Origin of the sequence: Flavobacterium fragile (assembly GCF_023634865.1) — a bacterium.
Lineage (GTDB): Bacteria > Bacteroidota > Bacteroidia > Flavobacteriales > Flavobacteriaceae > Flavobacterium > Flavobacterium fragile.
The window spans coordinates 61313-80433 of record NZ_JAMLJN010000011.1; the positions used below are offsets into that span (position 1 = coordinate 61313).

At 30.5% G+C, this 19121-nt stretch carries 18 protein-coding genes; 10 read left to right on the forward strand and 8 right to left on the reverse strand.

The features are described from left to right. Positions 1-37: 37 nt before the first annotated feature. The 8 genes from NAT47_RS11585 to NAT47_RS11620 form a co-directional block, all read right to left on the reverse strand. On the reverse strand, positions 38-2770 hold the full coding sequence (locus NAT47_RS11585) for a T9SS type A sorting domain-containing protein (RefSeq protein ID WP_250582933.1): 2733 nt from the start codon (positions 2768-2770) through the stop codon (positions 38-40). Further along, positions 2760-3197, reverse strand: a complete 438-nt coding sequence (locus NAT47_RS11590; RefSeq protein WP_250582935.1) for a hypothetical protein — start codon at positions 3195-3197, stop codon at positions 2760-2762. Before NAT47_RS11590 ends, NAT47_RS11585 begins: the two co-directional genes overlap by 11 nt. 430 nt (positions 3198-3627) lie before the next feature. Then, positions 3628-3780, reverse strand: a complete 153-nt coding sequence (locus NAT47_RS11595) for a hypothetical protein (RefSeq protein WP_250582937.1) — start codon at positions 3778-3780, stop codon at positions 3628-3630. Between the two features lie 154 nt (positions 3781-3934). Then, positions 3935-4537, reverse strand: coding sequence for a hypothetical protein (locus tag NAT47_RS11600; RefSeq protein ID WP_250582939.1), 603 nt, complete (start codon positions 4535-4537; stop codon positions 3935-3937). 5 nt (positions 4538-4542) lie between these two features. Then, positions 4543-5067, reverse strand: coding sequence for a hypothetical protein (locus NAT47_RS11605; RefSeq protein WP_250582941.1), 525 nt, complete (start codon positions 5065-5067; stop codon positions 4543-4545). A 282-nt stretch (positions 5068-5349) separates the two neighbouring features. After that, positions 5350-7560: a TonB-dependent receptor plug domain-containing protein gene (locus NAT47_RS11610; RefSeq protein ID WP_250582943.1), complete on the reverse strand. Its 2211-nt coding sequence runs from the start codon at positions 7558-7560 to the stop codon at positions 5350-5352. Positions 7561-7636: 76 nt separating this feature from the next. Continuing rightward, complete coding sequence (locus tag NAT47_RS11615) at positions 7637-8173, reverse strand: hypothetical protein (protein ID WP_250582945.1); 537 nt, start codon at positions 8171-8173, stop codon at positions 7637-7639. A gap of 32 nt (positions 8174-8205) precedes the next feature. Continuing rightward, complete coding sequence (locus NAT47_RS11620) at positions 8206-9456, reverse strand: ABC transporter permease (RefSeq protein WP_250582947.1); 1251 nt, start codon at positions 9454-9456, stop codon at positions 8206-8208. Between the two features lie 91 nt (positions 9457-9547). Here NAT47_RS11620 and NAT47_RS11625 point away from each other — a divergent pair, with 91 nt between their 5' ends. The 10 genes from NAT47_RS11625 to NAT47_RS11670 all read left to right on the forward strand — a co-directional run bounded on the left by NAT47_RS11625 (position 9548) and on the right by NAT47_RS11670 (position 18995). Further along, positions 9548-10075, forward strand: a complete 528-nt coding sequence (locus NAT47_RS11625; protein WP_250582949.1) for a DUF4738 domain-containing protein — start codon at positions 9548-9550, stop codon at positions 10073-10075. A 70-nt stretch (positions 10076-10145) separates the two neighbouring features. Then, entirely contained in the window at positions 10146-10634 is a 489-nt protein-coding gene (locus tag NAT47_RS11630) for a hypothetical protein (protein ID WP_250582951.1), read from the forward strand. Positions 10635-10695: 61 nt separating this feature from the next. Continuing rightward, positions 10696-10902, forward strand: a complete 207-nt coding sequence (locus NAT47_RS11635) for a hypothetical protein (protein WP_250582953.1) — start codon at positions 10696-10698, stop codon at positions 10900-10902. A 228-nt stretch (positions 10903-11130) separates the two neighbouring features. Continuing rightward, positions 11131-12663: a bifunctional phosphoribosylaminoimidazolecarboxamide formyltransferase/IMP cyclohydrolase gene (gene purH / locus NAT47_RS11640; RefSeq protein ID WP_250582955.1), complete on the forward strand. Its 1533-nt coding sequence runs from the start codon at positions 11131-11133 to the stop codon at positions 12661-12663. A 143-nt stretch (positions 12664-12806) separates the two neighbouring features. Next, positions 12807-13835 carry a rod shape-determining protein gene (locus NAT47_RS11645; RefSeq protein WP_250582957.1) on the forward strand — a complete coding sequence of 343 codons (1029 nt, stop codon included), beginning with the start codon at positions 12807-12809 and terminating at the stop codon, positions 13833-13835. A 10-nt stretch (positions 13836-13845) separates the two neighbouring features. Continuing rightward, a complete protein-coding gene (gene mreC / locus NAT47_RS11650; protein WP_250582959.1) occupies positions 13846-14676 on the forward strand; it encodes a rod shape-determining protein MreC in 831 nt (276 codons plus the stop codon). A 78-nt stretch (positions 14677-14754) separates the two neighbouring features. Further along, the gene (locus tag NAT47_RS11655; protein WP_262918782.1) at positions 14755-15180 is read left to right on the forward strand and encodes a rod shape-determining protein MreD; all 426 of its coding nucleotides are present in this window, start codon (positions 14755-14757) and stop codon (positions 15178-15180) included. Beyond that, on the forward strand, positions 15177-17111 hold the full coding sequence (mrdA, locus tag NAT47_RS11660) for a penicillin-binding protein 2 (RefSeq protein ID WP_250582963.1): 1935 nt from the start codon (positions 15177-15179) through the stop codon (positions 17109-17111). Before NAT47_RS11655 ends, mrdA begins: the two co-directional genes overlap by 4 nt. Further along, positions 17111-18367, forward strand: a complete 1257-nt coding sequence (rodA, locus tag NAT47_RS11665; RefSeq protein WP_250582965.1) for a rod shape-determining protein RodA — start codon at positions 17111-17113, stop codon at positions 18365-18367. Before mrdA ends, rodA begins: the two co-directional genes overlap by 1 nt. Positions 18368-18482: 115 nt before the next feature. Next, entirely contained in the window at positions 18483-18995 is a 513-nt protein-coding gene (locus NAT47_RS11670) for a hypothetical protein (protein WP_250582967.1), read from the forward strand. Positions 18996-19121 lie beyond the last annotated feature (126 nt).

Sequence of the window (19121 nt, forward strand, 5' to 3'; positions counted from 1 at the left end):
CCGTCTTAAATATTTAAGACGGTTTTTTAGTTTTACTTTATTCTACAGCAATTTGATGGCTTTCTTCATTACCATTTATATAAATTTTTAAAACGTAAATACCTTTATTAAGACCATTAACAGAAAAAACTGCTTTATGATCAACAATTTCAACATTTGATTTTAAATTACCCATCAAATCATATAATTCTCCATATACTTTTGATTTTATTTCAGGTAAATTATTTTGATCTCTTAAATCAATGTAAACCATATCTTTTGAAGGATTTGGATAAATCATGTAAGTTGTTAAAGCATCTCCTCTCATTAAAAATCCATTACTATTACATTTGTCCACATTTAATGTAAATGTTACCCAATTTGAAAAACCACAACTATTACTTACTCTAACCTTAAATGAAATTTGTCCTAATGTATAAGGGTGTATATATAATACATTATTACTTCTATTCCAATTAAAATTACCTGACAATTTTACAATTTCCCATTGCGAATTTGAATCTAAACCTGCAACACAAATTGTTTTTCTGTTTTCATAGGTATCCCCACCTAAGCATAAGGTTTGTGTCTCAACTGGGCATAAATTAACATCAACAAAATATTCAAGCTCGGCAGGAGATGGATTTGAACCAAAAATATAGGGTTGACCAATCCAAACTTTTTTAATTAGTTTTTGTCCATTTTGAAAAGTTGCTGTAATTTCTGCATACCCATAAGCATCTGCATTTGTTTTAACGACTTCTACAGCATAATCTGTTTGATTTATAATTTGAATATTGCCAGAAACAGACCAAACGGGTACGCTTGGAATTTTACAAACATCATTGAATGAATATGTAGCATTTGTACAAAAAGAATCTGGACCACTTAGCACATTTTTTCCTATAGGAAAATGTGGAACTTGTGCATTGCCCTCTAGTTCTTTAATTAACCAATTTGCATTTTCAGCAGACACAAAAACGTGTTCTTCGTTTTTACTTGGTGCAAAATAGGAATCAAAATAAATTTCTTTATTATTTGGATCACACACTAAATTTCTATTTAAAGCAGTTGACCAGTTAAAATTTGGGTTTTTGAATGCTAATGAGCTTACTGTTGGTATAAAAGCGTGATTTGGTGTATAAGTTCTCCACTCAATACTTTTTCTGCCTGGTATTTGTTCATTTAATGCTACATCAAATTCATCTTTAATAATTCCTTGAGTATTGAAAGTTCCCCCAGGAACATTATCCATAGAACCTCTTGGGTTAATATTTGTTCTTGTAACTATTCCGTTTATGGCATAAGGGAAATTGTTGTTCCAACCTGCAAAATAGATTGCTTTTCCAGAAAATGTTTGAGTTGTTGAATATGGTGTTCCCATAAATCTGTCTTCAATTCTTGCAACATTAATTTTCGTTTGTAAAGGTGTTCCAAATATTTGCCCATATTTTATGATTTTAAATGCAGCTAATTCTAAAAACATTTGATTCTCTGTGTTAGTTTTTGTTCCGTTAGTTGTTCCATTTATCATTGCAATTTTTCTAACATTTTGAGGATAACCACTTGAACCCGCTAAACCATTTGTGTTTAATCTTGTTTGAAATTGTTGTCTAAAATTTGTATTATTATTTCCTCCGTTTGAAACCGTACCGTTTGGCATTAAATCTGTTGGATAAGGAGCATTTTCTTGAACATAATCTAACTGTTCTATTAGCATTTGGCGAGCCGCAGGTGAGCGAAAATTTTCGTCAAACTTAATTTTAGCTTGGTCTTTCCGCCCTTTATAGCCATAAAAATATAAATTTTCTTGAGCACCAATTGGAATATTTGCACCTAAATGCGGACTATCAAAACTTACCCAAAGTCTTGTATTATGATTCAAATTGTTCTTTTCCATGTAGGCAAGGGCATAACGAGAAATTAACCCACCCATACTTGGTCCAATAAGCGCAATTTTTTCGGTACTACCATTTGCCTCTAATTTAGCGGTTTCTCTTTGTAATAATGAAACAACCGCCATAGCATTTCTTTCTATATAATCTGCTCCAGCAGGAAAATTAACCAATGTAACATCAAAACCATAGGGGGCATTTCGAAGTTTTTCTACTAGATTTTCTTTTAATGTTGCTGGGTTATTATCATGGTCATAATACATTAATTCATAAAGACTGCTTTTATCTTGGCTATATCCTAAACTTTCAGTATAAATTTTTCTTCCATCACCTGGATCATATCCATCAAGAATAATGATTTCTTTTCTAATTTTAGATTGAGTAGAACCATCGTTAGTAACTAAATTATAATAGGTTCGGTATTCTAAAGTTCCTTTGGTTTCTGTGGTTTCGTTATATCCTTGAAAAGCAATATTTCCTGCTGTTTCAGTTGTTATTCCATCTGTTCCTACAAAATCCTCTTCAAGAGGAAATGCTGTTGTTGCTCTAAATGTTGTTGTTGCAACAGGAGGAACTTCTATATACATACTGGCTGTAAGTGTTTCGGTAGTATTATTACTGAAAGTAACGGTAAATGTGAATGTTTTTGTACCACTAGTAGTGAAATTTACAATTGGGTTTGTTGTTGAAACTACACTATTTGTAATTAAATTATAGTTGGTAGTTGTGCCAAAGTTTGCTACTAAGTTTTTAATAGGTAAACCTGTAAGTTGTAGCATAAATGAAGGCAGCAACCTAAATGTTACTGTACCAGAGGTTACACGTTCTTTTAATGGAGCAATAACGGTAATTTGTTTTTCAAGAAAAGGGTTAATGCCTGCAACATTATAAAGCAATCCGTTTGCTGTTGTTAAACTCGGCGTGGTAGGCGTACCATAATCTATATAATTCTTTGGTATTGATTACTCCTAAATCAACCATATTAGGATTATTATTGGCGTTTATGTTATTTTTTAAAGTTTCTAAAGTTAAAAAAATTGGATTGTATGAAGAACGATACAACTCACTCCAACTCTGAATGAAATGTTGGTAATTGGAATTGGTAATAGTACCGTTTTCTTTTAACCAATCTAAATCGGAAAATGACATTATACGGTCGTATAAAATACCCGTAGTAATTGGTGTTTTATTAACATTGATTAATATTTCGTCCATTCGCTGGGTATAATCTTTGTCAAGTCCAGTATATGTAACTTGACTGTAAAATGGTAAGCTGACAAGGCAACAGATGAGCCATAGCGTTGATAGTATAGATTTTTTCATTACTTTTGATTTAGTTATTAAAATTGTTTTGGAGAACATTTTTCAGCTGTGAGAAGTCATTACGCCTAGTAATGGCTTTCTCTATTTATATTTTTTTACATAATCTATTTTTTTAAATTGTGTTTGATGCCAATGTTTATTAGATTATTGTCTGTATAATAACCTTTATTAATAATAAATCCTCCATTATTAGCTTTATAACCGCCCAACTGATAGGTTTCAAAATCTAAATAGAAGATGGTTTTTTTTTATTTAAAGCATAATCTAAACCAAATCCAGCAGTAAAACTTCCAAAAGATTTTGGTTTATTAGTATCTATGTTAATAGCTAATTCATAGTTGCTTTTAGTTTCAAAATTATAAGCTAACCCTACTTTTAAATTTCCTCTTAATTTTGAAAATAATTTATAATTCCATTTTACAGTTAGCGGTTAAGACAACACGTTACCTTTAAAAATTAAGGCTTTGGTTTCAGACCCTAAATAAGTTCCATTTGTTCCTGCTTTAAAAAAAGAAACTCCAGTTTCAAAATACTTTATTTTTCCGGTTAAACTCCAATGATTGCCCATATAATACTCTGCCAAAATACCACCTTGAAATGATTTGTTGGGCTCGCCTAAATTAAAGGATGTGATAGTATTTAAACCTAATTCTGCTCCAAAAAACCAATCCTTTTTTTGTTGTGAGTAGCTTACAATGGAAATTAAGGATAGTAATAAATAGATTTTTTTTATTTTTTTATTGATTAAGTGTTGCTACATTTATATCAAATCTTCCATCAGTAATATTAATTGTTTCTGTTGGATTGTCTTTGTTGTATAATGTAAAACTAAATATTCCTGAATAGATACCATTAAAATAGTCAAATCGTGTTATTGTTATTGTTCCTGAATTATTGCCAGACCAATATATTTTTTGAATTCCATTTTCTTTAATTCCAGCAATAATTTGATTGTTATTAGGTCCATCTGCGTACAATTCTCCGTTAGATTGATTAATAGGATAGTTGCCAATTCCTTGCTGCATATCTTTAATCCATAAAACTATTCCTGCTGAATTTGAATCTCTTTTATTAGCTATTTCTAGTTGCCAGTAATCATCTCCAATGATAGGCTCATTAAAATTATTACCACCAACAAGATTTAATCCATAAATAGGTGGACCACCAATTGCTTGGCTTCCATTTTTAGGAATTAAAACTTTACCATTTATAATACAACCAGCAGTATTTGCTCCTGTTGTAGTTATTGGAGGTAATTGGTCTTGCGGGGTTTCTGTGTTGTCATCTTTATTACAAGCAGTTAAAGTAATAAATGATAAAATGTAAATCAAAGTTTTCATAAATATTAGAAATTATAGTGAATAATTAAATTTGTTGACAAATTATTGTTTAGTGAATTTATAGAATAGGTATTTTCTAATCCCATACCCATTTTTTTATTAAAGAAAAATTTAAAATTTAATTTTAAAGGAAATGACAACGTATTACCTGAAATTATAGTACTGTTTTTACTGCTTTGATTGTAATTACCAATTCCAGCAAAACCCTCAAGATTAAACCACCTTTTTAGCTGCAATGCTTTACCATAAGCTATTGAAAACTCATTAAAGTTGTAAGTTGAAGTTCCAACCACACCTATTTCAGAACCAGTTAAATAGCATAAACTAAATAAATTTTTATTTAATACTAAAGTGCCATTTAAAACAAATGAAGCACCACCGCCTTCTGAGTTAGTTTCATTAAAATAAAACCCACCAAATCCTGCAGAAACAGAAAAGATTCTTATTTTACTATCTTTATTTTGGGTATAACACCAATTTATTAGTAGTAAAAATAAAAAGAATATAGTCTTGTGTCTTATTTTTATCATATTTAATAATTAAAAATTGTAAATTTAAATTATTATTTTATGTTAAATTACGGTTTTTTTGAGTTTTTATTACGGTTTAATTAAAACTATTTTGCTTAATTTTAAAAATAAAGTTAAATAACCTTAATTGTCTTTAATCAAAAACAAAATCTTATAAAGTTAAAAAATATTTAGTGGTAAAAATTTAAAGTCAAATGTTATCTAAGAACTTCAAACTAATAAAAATCAAAATCCCGATAGCCTTTAAAAACTATCGGGATTTTTTTAGAACTAAACTTTAGATTAAAAATTATAACGCACTCCAGCATAAATATTTCTTCCAGGAGCATTAATTCCTGATGCAAATACTCTGTATTGTGTATCTAAAATATTTTCAACTCCGGCAAAAAATGTTCCGCCATTGATTACTTGATAACCTAATTTAAAATTATAGGTTTCCCAAGCTGGCATTCCATTTGCTGGCGCATATTGAGCGTTATCTTCGCCACTTGTTGAATAATCTTTAATATCCTTTTTACCATTGTACAACATATAGCCTTCTAAATTAAGTTTGTTGTATGTATACTGTAATCCAACTTTCCCAAAATAAGGCGCAATATGATCTAAAGGTCTATGAGAACCATCTTCTACTACTCTACCTAATGTATAATTAAAATTTGCATTAAACAACAAATCTGAAACAATATAAGCACTTAAATTAGTTGAAAATCCAGTAACAAAAGCCTTTCCTTTATTTTGATTGGCCTTCACTTGAGCATCAAATCCGTTATAGGAAACAATACTTTGTCCGTTGTATGTAAAATCATCCGTTACAATCGCATCATATAATCGTGTATAAAAGTAAATACTTTCTAATTTTACTTTTTTAGAATCCGATTGAACTACAATTCCTAAATCTCCTGTAATTGTTTTTTCAGGTTTTAAATCTTCATTAGGAACAATTAAAGTCCCTAAAGAACTTAATGAACCTGGTACCGATTCGAAAACTTTAGCTAAATCATCAATATTTGGTGCTCTAAATCCAGTAGCTACATTCGCTTTTAAAGCAAAGTTTTTTGAAGTATTATGCGTAATTCCTAAAGTCCCACTATAGGTAAAATTACCTTGAGAAATTTCATCAAATGGTAATGCAAAGACTGAATTATCAGTTATTGTACTTTTTAATGAAGTATACCCTGCTCTTGCTCCAAAATTCCAAAAAGTCTTTGTTGACATCTTTTCGTTATAAGAAACATAAAAATCGTTACGCATCATATTGTTATCTCCATTTGGATAACGTGTACTAATACTGGTTACAACTCCTGTATTAATATTTTGTGCATACGCTGTAGATTTCAAAGTTTCATAATAAGATTCAAAACCATAAAACAATTCACCTTTAGTAAATTTTTTGTCCAAATCTAATGAAACCGAAAACATATTTACATTCTCTTCATTGTGCTGCAAGTTGTAATTATTGAATCTTCTGTTATGACGACTTTCTTTTACATTCTGATAAGCAACATTCATTTTTAAATCGCTATTCAAAAACGCTTTATCTTTTTGCAAAGAATAAATTGCCAATAACCGTTCTTGTGGACCATAATACCATTCAGCAAATTTTAATCCAGAACTTGTTTTTTCTGTTAATCTATCATAACGATTGATATCAGAAGTAGTCGAATATTGAAGATTTAATCCGTGTACAAAACCTGAATTTGTTTTATAGGCCAATTTTTGCATGAAATTATACTGCTTATAAGCCGAACCCACTTGCGTATATTTATCACTATTAACATTCAATTGATCTACACCATTAACTGTAGAAACATAGCTAGGTCTTTCTCCAAAATAATCCCCATTATGATTTTTCTCTTCTCCCATTTTCAAATCTCCAAAATCATTGAAGGAGAAAAAAGTCAACGAAGCAAAATTTGCAGTAGCATAATTAAGATGAAAAGCAACCGATTTTTCTTCGTTTACACTTCCATATCTTGTATTAATTCCACCTGAAAACTTTTTACTAGTTTCGTTTAAAAACTTAGCACTTTTCGTTGTCATTGCAACGGTTCCGCCTAAAGCATCACTTCCAAATAATGTAGATGACGGCCCATAGAAAACCCCAACATTTTCCAACATATTTTCATCTACTGTAATTACGTTTTGTAAGTGACCCGATCTAAAAATAAGATTGTTCATTCTTACTCCGTCAACGGTTAGCAAAACTCTACTTGCCTCAAAACCTCTAATTATTGGACTTCCACCTCCTTGTTGGGATTTCTGAACAAATAAAGCTCCTGAATTCGAAAGCATTTCAGCTGTAGTTTGAAAGTTTTGAAAATCGATTTGCTTTGCTGTGATTACCTCAACTTGATTGGGTAATTCAGTAAATTTTTTAGGAACTTTATTTGAAATTATTACTTCTCTTAATTCTTTTGTTGTAGTATCTTGTGCTGTTTGTGAAATCCCCAAAAAAGGAAATAACACAAAAACATATAGAATTATTTTCTTCATTTTTTAAATTTTTCTTTTATAATATCAAATACACATTACATCGCCACAAATAGTTATAGCAATGAATTATAACAATTTACAAAAGAAAATTGGGCGGAGGAACTTCTGAAAACACAAATAAACTTTGATATCTATTATTATATCCATAGGATATTTTTGTAATATCATTTTGCTTAAATGGTGACCACGAAAAAACAGGTTGAAAATAAACCGATTTATAAAACTTATACAGTAAATCTTGCTTCTCTTTAGATTTAGAATCATGTTGAAAAACACCTACCAAAAGTTCATCTAATTGTTTGTTTAATTTCGTTTCTTTATAATCCCACCAACACCAATATTGGATAGAATCTTTAGAAATTACTTTATCTACAATGTCATACATTTGACTATTGAACTCAAACTCCTTGGAATGCTTCCATTTCAATTTAGATGCTATTTCAGACTTAGAAAATTTTAAAAGCACCAATTCACTTTTGTCAATTCCAGCAATCATTTTCCATTTTACTTCTTTTTTAACAGCACGCTTTCTTTGCTGTAACCAAGTGTAAGTTACAACAGCAGGCGCTATCAACATATATAGCAAAAAAAGACTGATGATTTGCTTTTTCAATTTGGAAAATTTATATCCAAATATAGTAAAAATTACATACCGCTTCTGATGGCTTCTACAGGATCTAGCTTAGATGCAGATATAGCAGGAATAATTCCAGAAATCAATCCAATAACAGCTGCTAATCCTGAACCTAATAACATATTAGCAGCACTTAAAACAAATTCAAAATCCAATACTGAAGATAAGATTAAAGCGATTACCCAAACTAAAAACATACCAACAATACCTCCAATTAAAGAAAGGATTACTGCTTCAAACAAAAACTGAAACAAAATGAATTTATTTTTTGCACCTAATGCTTTTTGAATTCCAATTAAGTTGGTTCTTTCTTTCACTGAGACAAACATGATATTAGCAATACCAAAGCCACCCACTAAAAGTGAAAACGCACTGATAATCCAACCAATCATGTTCATTTGTCCAATAATATTATCAATAAAATCAGTAAATCCAGAAAGAACGTTTAAAAAGAAATTATCAATTTCTCCTGTTTTTAAACCTCTAAAATTTCTTAATTTCTGACGTAATTCAGCTTTGAATTCTTCGATATCAATTCCTTTTTCAGGCTTAATTAACATAGCTGGTGTTAAGGCCTTACTATTATCGCCATACATTTTTCTTAAGAAATTAACAGGGAAAAACACGGCTACGTCATTACTATCGCCAAACATGCCTTGCCCTTGTTTTTTTAAAACACCAATAATTGTAAAACGTTGACCATACAAACGTACTTTTTTTCCAATAGGATCACTATTTTCAAATAAACCCGTTGCTACTTCACTTCCAATTACAATAACTGGACTTCCAGAATTAGATTCCGATTCATTAAATAAACGACCTTTATCAATTTTTACGGGTTCTATATCAAAAAACTCATTTGTAGAAGGCTTAACACGAATAGAATTAACGGTTTTAGATTCGTATTTGATGTTTTCATTTCGAGTAAATAAATTGAACGACATTTTGTCAATTCCGTTTACATTACGTCTTAAATATTCATATTCTTCATAAGTAACATCTGGAAATTGCTCGCGTTTCCATCTTGGTACTTCAGAAGGCCCAAATGAAAAACGGATTAGATAAATAGTATTCATATCCATATCACTCAAATCTTCTTTGATTTTTTTATCCATAGAATCTACGGCAGCCAACACTGCAATAATGGAAAAAATACCAATAGTAACACCTAACAACGACAAAAGGGTACGCAATTTATTGTTGCGCAATGCATTGATGGCAAAACTGAAACTTTCTGAAAGTAATCGTAAATATAAAAGCATAATACTGAGCTATTATTAATAAGTAGAACATCGAGTGAAAATGTTACAGTTGAAGGGAATTTATTTATATTTGAGGAGTAAAGTCAAACAAATGAAAAAAATACATTTATTATCAATTACATTAATTTTTATGATTTATTCTTGTCAAAAGAAGACAGAAAACCACATTTACCAACAAAAGAGATTAACAGGAAATGAAAAAACTAAACTAACTTCAAATACTTTAATTTTTGAAAAAGATTCAACGAGAGGTTTGTTTAAAATTACATATAAAATTACAACTATAAATGATAGTATTTCATATCAAGTTTTTGATGATAATGGAAAAAAGGAAACTGATTATGTAAAAGACAATCAAATAGATCTTTTGATTAAATATAAAAACAAAGTTATCCTTAACAAAATTCTTATTAAAGAAAAATTCAAGAATTTTATTAACGAAAACATTGACAAATATCAGCTAACTATTTTTAACATTAATAAAATATCTAATTCAAGTTGTACTTTTTTTGTTAATATTTGTGTTCCTGAGTCTGGCAATTGCTTTACCTTTAACTACACGATCTTTAGTGATGGAAGTGAAAAAATTATAGAATTAGAAAATGAAATTGAAGATTAAATATTTCAGAACACAAACTAGTGTTAGCGCCATAAGATTATAATTATAGACCCTGACCAATAAATTAAAAATGAAAAAAATATTTTATCTTTTTTTAAGTTTTTACTTAGCCCAAAGCGATTCATTCATTCAAAAAATTACCAATGACTTTAATTCAAATAGTAATTTTTTAGTTTTAAATATTAAAGCAAAAAATTACAACGGGCTGGCAATTATTGAAAATGATGATTTATTTACATATTATCAAATTACACAAAATAAAAACAAACAAGAGTATAAATTATTAACTCAAGAAATTCTCTCTAAAAAAAATCATATAGAAATAAATGAAAATTACATTGAAAAATGGGGATTTATAAAAGTAAAAGAATCTGAAAAAATTAAAAATAAATTTAAAAAAGGGTTAAATAGCTTCATTAAAATTTATTTCAATGATGACTTGATTGAAAAAGGAATTACAAATGAAGATGAAAAAGCATTTATTATTAAAATTTTATTTGAAAACAAGATATCAAGTTATATTGATGATGAAACTGGGCTATTAATTTTAAATAAATAACAAAATAACTCAATGCTCTTGCAAGCGTCACGCTCGTGAACACAAAATAAAAAGCTACAAAATGCTAAACGAAAATCTAATTTTAAGCATACTATTTGGGTTAGCATCATTTCTTTACTACCGAATTCATAAATGGTGGTTATCGGGTCGTGATAAAAATCCAATCTTCCTCAAATTAGAAACAAAAACAAAATCATTTGAGAATTGGGTTATCATAATCTTTTTAGCAATTGCTTCATTAGGTTTTTTGATAAAATCAATAATCTAATTTTAAAAAAATATAAAACCAAAGCTAGCGCGAGCGTCACGCTCACGCTAGCATCATTGCGTTTAAACTCATACTTAAATAAAAATATAAAACAATAAAGTTTGACTATTTTAAGAAGTATAACTACTTTTGCACCACGAACCCGAGGCGCTCCGAATTGTATAGAGCGAAGCGGAATAAAACAACAACATATATCTGAGACCTATTCAGATACAACAACACAACACCATGAACACAACAAAAAAAATTGCTTCGGCATTGATTTCTGTATTTGACAAAAACGGTTTAGAACCTATTGTTAAAGCGCTTCACCAAAACAATGTAACCATTTATTCTACCGGCGGAACCGAAACTTTTATTAAAGATTTAGGGATTCCTGTAGTTGCTGTAGAAGATATTACAGCTTTTCCTGAAATTTTAGGAGGAAGAGTAAAAACGTTGCATCCTAAAATCTTCGGTGGAATTTTGAACCGTCAAGACCATGCAGGTGATGTGGAACAAATGAAAGAATTCAACATTCCGCAAATCGATTTAGTGATTGTGGATTTGTATCCGTTTGAAAAAACCGTTGCTTCTGGTGCCAGCGAACAAGATATTATAGAGAAAATCGATATCGGTGGCATTTCGTTAATTAGAGCAGCAGCTAAAAATTTCAAAGACACGGTAATTGTTCCTTCAGTTGAGCAATATGCACCATTTTTAAATTTCTACACTGAAAATAACGGCGCTACAACTTTAGAAAACAGAAAATTATTAGCTTCAAGAGCTTTTAATGTTTCTTCACATTATGATTCGGCTATTTTTAACTACTTCAATCAAGTTTTTGAAGAACCAGTTTTAAAAATCAGCGAGCAAAACGGAAATGTATTGCGTTATGGTGAAAATCCACATCAAAAAGGATTTTTCTATGGCGATTTCGACAAAATGTTTACCAAAGTTCACGGAAAAGAATTGTCATACAACAATTTATTAGACGTTGATGCCGCGGTGAATTTAATGAACGAATTCAAAAACGATAATCCAACTTTCGCGATTTTAAAGCACAATAACGCTTGTGGTTTAGCAACTAGAAATACGATGAAAGAAGCATATTTAGATGCTTTAGCAGGTGACCCAACTTCAGCTTTCGGAGGTGTTTTAATTGCGAATGGAAAAATTGATGTGGCAACGGCAAATGAAATCAATCAACTGTTTTGCGAAGTAGTAATTGCTCCGTCTTATGTCCAAGAAGCGATTGACATTTTAGAAGAAAAGAAAAACAGAATTATCTTAATTCTAAATGATATTGAATTACCTCAAACAACAGTTCGTACTTGTTTAAATGGAGTTTTAGTTCAAGATAAAGACAATGTTACCGATTCAAAAGACCATTTAAAAACGGTTACAACAACAGTTCCAACAGCAGAAGAAATTGAAGATTTGTTGTTCGCTTCAAAAATTTGTAAACACACCAAATCGAACACGATTGTATTTGCAAAGAACAAACAATTATGCGCTTCTGGAACGGGACAAACTTCTAGAGTTGACGCTTTAAGACAAGCCATTGAAAAAGCAACTTCATTTGAATTTGATTTAACTGGAGCAGTTATGGCAAGTGATGCGTTCTTCCCTTTTCCAGACTGTGTAGAAATTGCAAATAAAGCTGGAATTACAGCGGTGATTCAGCCAGGAGGATCGATTAAAGATGAATTAAGCATCAATTATTGTAATGATAATAACATGGCAATGGTGTTCACTGGAATCCGTCATTTTAAACATTAAAATTTCACTTACAAAATCATAATTATTCGGCGCATTAAAATATTTTTTTTAATGCGCTTATTATTTGTATTTATTCCAGATTATTTTTATAATTTTGCGTGTTGAACATTTTATACAAAAAACACTAAACCCTTCTCAAACCTATGGGATTTTTTGATTTCATGACCGAGGATATCGCAATCGACCTTGGTACCGCAAATACTTTAATCATTCACAACGACAAAGTTGTCATTGATAGTCCGTCTATCGTTGCAAGAGACCGAATTACAGGCAAGATTATTGCTGTAGGTAAAGAGGCCAACATGATGCAAGGTAAAACACATGAAAACATTAAGACCATTCGTCCTTTGAAAGATGGGGTTATTGCTGATTTTGATGCTTCGGAACAAATGATTAAAATGTTCATTAAAAGTATTCCAGCGTTAAAAAAGAAATTATTTACTCCAGCACTTCGCATGGTAATTTGTATTCCATCAGGAATTACAGAAGTGGAGATGCGTGCGGTTAAAGAATCAGCGGAACGAGTTAATGGTAAAGAAGTATATTTGATTCACGAACCTATGGCAGCTGCTATTGGTATTGGCGTTGATATAATGCAACCAAAAGGAAACATGATTGTAGATATCGGAGGTGGTACTACTGAAATTGCCGTTATTGCTCTAGGTGGAATTGTTTGTGACAAATCAGTTAAAATTGCGGGTGACGTTTTTACAAATGATATCATTTATTATATGAGAACCCAACACAATTTATTTGTTGGAGAAACTACCGCTGAAAAAATTAAAATTCAAATTGGAGCAGCTACTGAAGATTTAGATAGTGCTCCAGAAGATATGTCAGTTCAAGGACGAGATTTATTAACGGGTAAACCAAAACAAGTTGATGTTTCGTATCGTGAAATTGCAAAAGCGTTAGACAAATCGATTCAACGTATTGAAGACGCCGTAATGGAAACATTATCGCAAACACCACCAGAATTAGCTGCCGATATTTACAACACAGGTATCTATTTAGCAGGTGGAGGTTCGATGTTGAGAGGTTTAGATAAAAGAATTTCATCTAAAACCGATTTACCGGTTTATATTGCCGAAGATCCGTTGAGAGCTGTAGTGCGAGGAACAGGTATGGCACTTAAAAATGTTAACAAATACAAAGGAATTCTGATCAAATAAAAAATAGTTCATGCAGCAAATAATTAATTTTATCATAAAAAACAGCCATCGATTGCTGTTTTTGCTGCTTTTGGGCATCTCATTTTCTTTGGTAATTAAATCGCATTCGTACCACCGTAGCGAATATGTAAATTCAGCTAATGCAGTCACCGGTGCTTACTACGAAAAAGTGAATGAGGTAAACGAATATTTCAGTCTAAAACAAAAAAACAAAGATTTAGCAACAGAAAATGCCTTATTAAAAGAATTACTTTTCAATAAAAAAGACACCATATTAACTTCTAAAACTTTATTTAGAAACGACCTTAACAATTACAATGTGGTGGTGTCTAAAGTGGTAAAAAATTCATTTAACACGAGAGAGAATTATATCACTATAAATTCAGGAACAAATTCAGGAATTGAGGTAGATATGGGAGTGGTTAATGACAGAGGTGTAATTGGAATTATTGAAAAGACATCTACTAATTTTTCTACGATTCAAAGTGTTTTGAATACAAAATCTAAAATTAACGCCAAGATTAAGAACTCAAATCATTTTGGTTCTTTAATTTGGGATGGAACGAATGTGGGATTCGCTCAATTAATTGACGTTCCACGATTAGCTTCCTTAAAACATGGCGATTCTATTGTAACTGGAGGTAATTCAGACATTTTTCCAGAAAATATTCCAATCGGTAAGATTGATAAAATTTTTATTGATAAAAAGACCAATTACTATACCATTAATATTCGATTGTTTAATGATATGACTTCCTTAGGCTATGTTTATGTTATTGAAAACAAAAGAAAAAAAGAAAAAAGACAACTCGAACAAGCAACCGTAGAACCCAAAAAATAAGTGAATAATAGCGTTTTAAATAGTATCCGATTTGTAGTTTTTTTACTCTTACAACTTTTAATATTTAACAATATTAATTTGTTTGGGTATATCAATCCCTATCCGTACGTATTATTCATCTTATTATATCCGGTAAACAGCAACAAAAGCGTGTTACTTTTAGGTAGTTTTGCTATGGGAATTCTGTTAGATATATTTTGTAATTCAGGTGGAATTCACACGATGGCTTCAGTGATTTTAGCTTACATTAGACCATCATTATTCAAATTTGCTTTCGGATTAAGTTACGAATATCAAACTGTAAAAATCGCTGATAAAATCTCACCTGAACGAATTACCTTATTGTTATTAGCCATTTTTATTCATCATTTTATTTTATTCTTTTTCGAGTACTTTAGAATCGACTTATTATTTACCATTCTAACACGAACTTTTTTTAGTACGATATTTACATTTATCATATGTTTACTAACTATTTATATTATTAAGCCAAGTAAGCGATGAGAAAAATTTTATTACCAGCCATAATCATTACTTCATCAATTATTCTGATTGCACGAATATTTTATCTTCAAGTAATTGACGAAAATTTAAAACTTCAGTCCGAAAATAATGCAATTAAAAAGGTATTTGATTTTCCTGAACGAGGCTATATTTATGATAGAAATGGGAAATTATTAGTGGCTAACCAACCGTCATATGACATCATGGTGGTTCCTAGAGAAATTAAAAATATTGATACTACCGAATTTTGCTCACTTTTACACATTACCAAAGCTGATTTCATAAAGAAAGTAGAAAAAGCTAGAGTATATAGTCCAATGCTACCCTCGGTTTTTCTATCCCAATTAAACAAAGCGGAATATGCGGCGTTTCAGGAAAAAGAAAGAAAATTTGAAGGATTCTACACTCAAAAACGTTCTCTTAGAGATTATCAAGTAAACTTTGGAGCCAATATTTTTGGATTTATCACACAAGTTAACGATGCGATTTTAAAGAAGAACAAGTACTACAACAGTGGTGATTTGATTGGAAAACAAGGAGTTGAACAACAATATGAAGAAATTTTAAGGGGTGTAAAAGGAGTCAAATATTTACTTCGCGACAAACACAATAAAATTATTGGTCCTTACAAAGAAGGGAAATTTGATACCATTGCACAACAAGGGAAAGATTTAACCTTAACCATTGATTACGAACTACAAAAATACGGAACCGAATTAATGGTTAACAAAAGAGGAGGAATTGTTGCTATTGAACCTAAAACTGGAGAAATTTTAGCTTTAGTATCTGCACCAACATATGACCCTGCACTTTTAGTAGGTAGACAACGTTCGAAAAACTTCACCGCTTTATATAACGATTCTATTTCAAAACCATTGTATGATAGAAGTCTTCAGGCGGCTTATCCTCCAGGTTCTCCTTTTAAAATTATAACTGGATTAATTGGTTTACAAGAAGAAGTGATTGATGAACAAACAACATTCTATTGTAATCATGGTGCAAATTTTGGACGCTTTATGAAATGTCATTGCGGACTTCATACACTTCAATTAAATAACGGAACCTACAAATCTTGTAATAGTTATTTTGGATATACCTATAAAAAAATTATAGAAAAATACACAAACTCAAATTACAGTGTTGATAATTGGGCTAATCACGTTAAGAGTTTTGGCTTAGGGCAGTTTTTAGGTACCGATATGCCTATCGGAGCAAAAGGATTAGTACCAGATTCGAAACTATATAACAGAGCTTACAAAGGAGCAAAAATTAGAAGTTCCTACATTATTTCAAACGCTATTGGTCAGGGTGAAGTTTTAACCTCTCCTATTCAATTAGCAAATATGATGGCAGTTGTTGCCAATCAAGGTTATTATTATACACCACATATCGTTAAAAAGATAAAAGGACAACCTTTAAACAAAAAATATACAACAAAACATTATTCTACCATAGATAAACAATATTTTCCGCCTATAATTCAAGGCCTGGCAGATGTTTATAATAACCCAATAGGTACTGCAGCAGGATTAAGAGTACAAGGTCTTAATATTTGTGGAAAAACAGGAACAGCCGAAAACAAAATTAGAGTGGCAGGAAAAACCTATCAATTAAAAGATCACTCTATTTTTGTAGCTTTTGCACCACAAGAAAACCCTAAGATAGCTATAGCTGTATTTATTGAAAACGGATATTGGGGAAGCCGTTGGGCTGGTCCTATTGCTACTTTAATGATAGAAAAATTCGTAAATGGTAAAATTTCTAGGAAGGATTTAGAAACCAGAATGCTTACCGGAAGTATAGAAGACGAATATAAAAAAATCGAAAATATTATTTATCAAAGAAAAGTTGATCCAACAAGAGTTGAAGATTCTATAAACAAAATAAAAGTAGATATTAGCGACGCTAAAAAAGAGGAAGAAGAAAACTAATGAAAAATCAAAGCGTAGGAAATAGAATTGATTATATCAGCATATTACTTTACATCGTTCTAGTAATCATGGGATGGATGACTATTTATTCTGCTTCATTACCTCTAGAAGAAACATCAATTTTTGATATTTCTCAAATTTACGGTAGACAAATGCTATTCATTGGACTTACCATACCTCTAATATTTATCATTCTTTTTACGGATGCTAAAATTTTCGAAAAATTATCTTTTGTCTTTTATGGCATTGGAATTATACTATTATTAGGTTTGTTTGTATTTGGGGTTACTAAAAAAGGACAGACCAACTGGTATCAATTTGGAGGATTTGGTTTTCAACCCTCTGAATTTGTTAAAACTGCAACAGCATTATTACTTGCAAAATATTTGAGTTTCTCACAAATTAATTTAAAAAACACCAAACATCAAATAATAGGTTTGGCAATTATTGGCATACCTATATTATTAATCTTAATGCAACCCGACGCAGGTAGTGCAATGATATTCTTGTCCTTAATTTTTGTATTAAACAGAGAAGGACTACCTAGCTGGTACATATTTTCGGGAGTTATCGCAATAGTGTTGTTTTTCCTCTCCTTAGTGGTACAACCATCTTATCTTGTGGGAATAACAATCATTGTAATGATTATTCACTACATATTTAATAGAAAAATCTCTAGAAATCCCATAGTTTACACCTTGTTATTTTTAATTATTTCAGGATTTATATTTTCTGTAAGCTATGTGTATGACAGTGTTTTAGAACCCCATCAAAAAGACCGTATCAATGTATTAATTGGTGACGATGTGGATATGAAAAGAGAAGGTTACAATCTGAATCAATCCATGATTGCAATTGGATCAGGGGGTTTGTTTGGAAAAGGATATCTTGAAGGGACTCAAACAAAGGGAGGTTTTGTACCTGAACAACACACCGACTATATCTTTACCACAGTAGGTGAAGAATGGGGATTTGTAGGTAGTATCACTGTGATATTACTTTTTGTTGCTTTATTTTTGAGAATTATTTATCTAGCTGAAAATCAGAAAACAAAATTCAGCCGAGTTTATGGATACTGTGTTGCTTCATACTTATTTACACACTTCTTTGTGAATATTGCCATGTTAATCAAACTATTCCCTACAATTGGAGTTCCACTGCCATTCTTTTCATACGGAGGTTCCAGTCTTTGGGCATTTACGATTTTACTTTTTATCTTTATTAAGTTAGATGCAAATAAAGTTAATGAATGGTAATTTTAAATGCTATAAAATCAATTATAAACAGAAAATACCTCAAAGAAATTAATTTCGAAATTAAATCCAAATTGGTTTAGTACCTTTGTAGTATAATTGTAAAAACTTCAAAAAAATGAAATTAAAACTTTTAATTTTAGCCGTTTGTCTATTTTCTTTACAAATCACATTAGCTCAAGAAATTCTACCTGATAGCATAAAAGTTAAAACAGTCGAAACTGTACAAAAAAATGATTTAGAAAAAATTAAAACGGAAGAACAATTAAATAAAGAGAAGCTAAAAGCGGAAAAAACAAGAGTAAAAGAATTAAAAAAGGCAGAGAAAGAGAAAAATAAAGCCATTAAAGCTCAAAAAAAAGCCGAAAAAGAACTTAAAAAACTACAAAAGGCAGAAGCTAAAAAAATTAAAGCAAAGAAGAATGTTGAAAAGAGTAAATCTAAAATTGCTAAACACAATAGAGATTTAGATAAAACCAAAAATAAGTTCGAAAGTTTAAAATCTAAAGGAAAACTAACGGACAAAGACGAACTTAAATGGAGAGAAAAAATACTTAAAAAGGAAAAGAAAAGTATAGAACTCCAAAAAAACTTGGAGACTGCACAAAAAAAACACAACAAACTAAACTAAAAGGTACTATAACATAAACTGTGTAAGTAGAAAAAATAATGGGGTTTATAAACCCCATTATTTTTTTGTTTAATTTTAAATTTTACACAGTCTTATGAAAAAAGAAGATTTATTATCGGATGAATT

Coding starts and splice junctions, on each gene's coding strand:
- mrdA (WP_250582963.1), top strand. CDS start 15,177: ATGAGAAAAATTTTATTACCAGCCATAATCATTACTTCATCAATTATT.
- NAT47_RS11610 (WP_250582943.1), bottom strand. CDS start 7,560: ATGAAGAAAATAATTCTATATGTTTTTGTGTTATTTCCTTTTTTGGGG.
- purH (WP_250582955.1), top strand. CDS start 11,131: ATGAACACAACAAAAAAAATTGCTTCGGCATTGATTTCTGTATTTGAC.
- NAT47_RS11625 (WP_250582949.1), top strand. CDS start 9,548: ATGAAAAAAATACATTTATTATCAATTACATTAATTTTTATGATTTAT.
- NAT47_RS11620 (WP_250582947.1), bottom strand. CDS start 9,456: ATGCTTTTATATTTACGATTACTTTCAGAAAGTTTCAGTTTTGCCATC.
- mreC (WP_250582959.1), top strand. CDS start 13,846: ATGCAGCAAATAATTAATTTTATCATAAAAAACAGCCATCGATTGCTG.
- NAT47_RS11645 (WP_250582957.1), top strand. CDS start 12,807: ATGGGATTTTTTGATTTCATGACCGAGGATATCGCAATCGACCTTGGT.
- rodA (WP_250582965.1), top strand. CDS start 17,111: ATGAAAAATCAAAGCGTAGGAAATAGAATTGATTATATCAGCATATTA.
- NAT47_RS11630 (WP_250582951.1), top strand. CDS start 10,146: ATGAAAAAAATATTTTATCTTTTTTTAAGTTTTTACTTAGCCCAAAGC.
- NAT47_RS11600 (WP_250582939.1), bottom strand. CDS start 4,537: ATGAAAACTTTGATTTACATTTTATCATTTATTACTTTAACTGCTTGT.
- NAT47_RS11670 (WP_250582967.1), top strand. CDS start 18,483: ATGAAATTAAAACTTTTAATTTTAGCCGTTTGTCTATTTTCTTTACAA.
- NAT47_RS11590 (WP_250582935.1), bottom strand. CDS start 3,197: ATGAAAAAATCTATACTATCAACGCTATGGCTCATCTGTTGCCTTGTC.
- NAT47_RS11605 (WP_250582941.1), bottom strand. CDS start 5,067: ATGATAAAAATAAGACACAAGACTATATTCTTTTTATTTTTACTACTA.
- NAT47_RS11635 (WP_250582953.1), top strand. CDS start 10,696: ATGCTAAACGAAAATCTAATTTTAAGCATACTATTTGGGTTAGCATCA.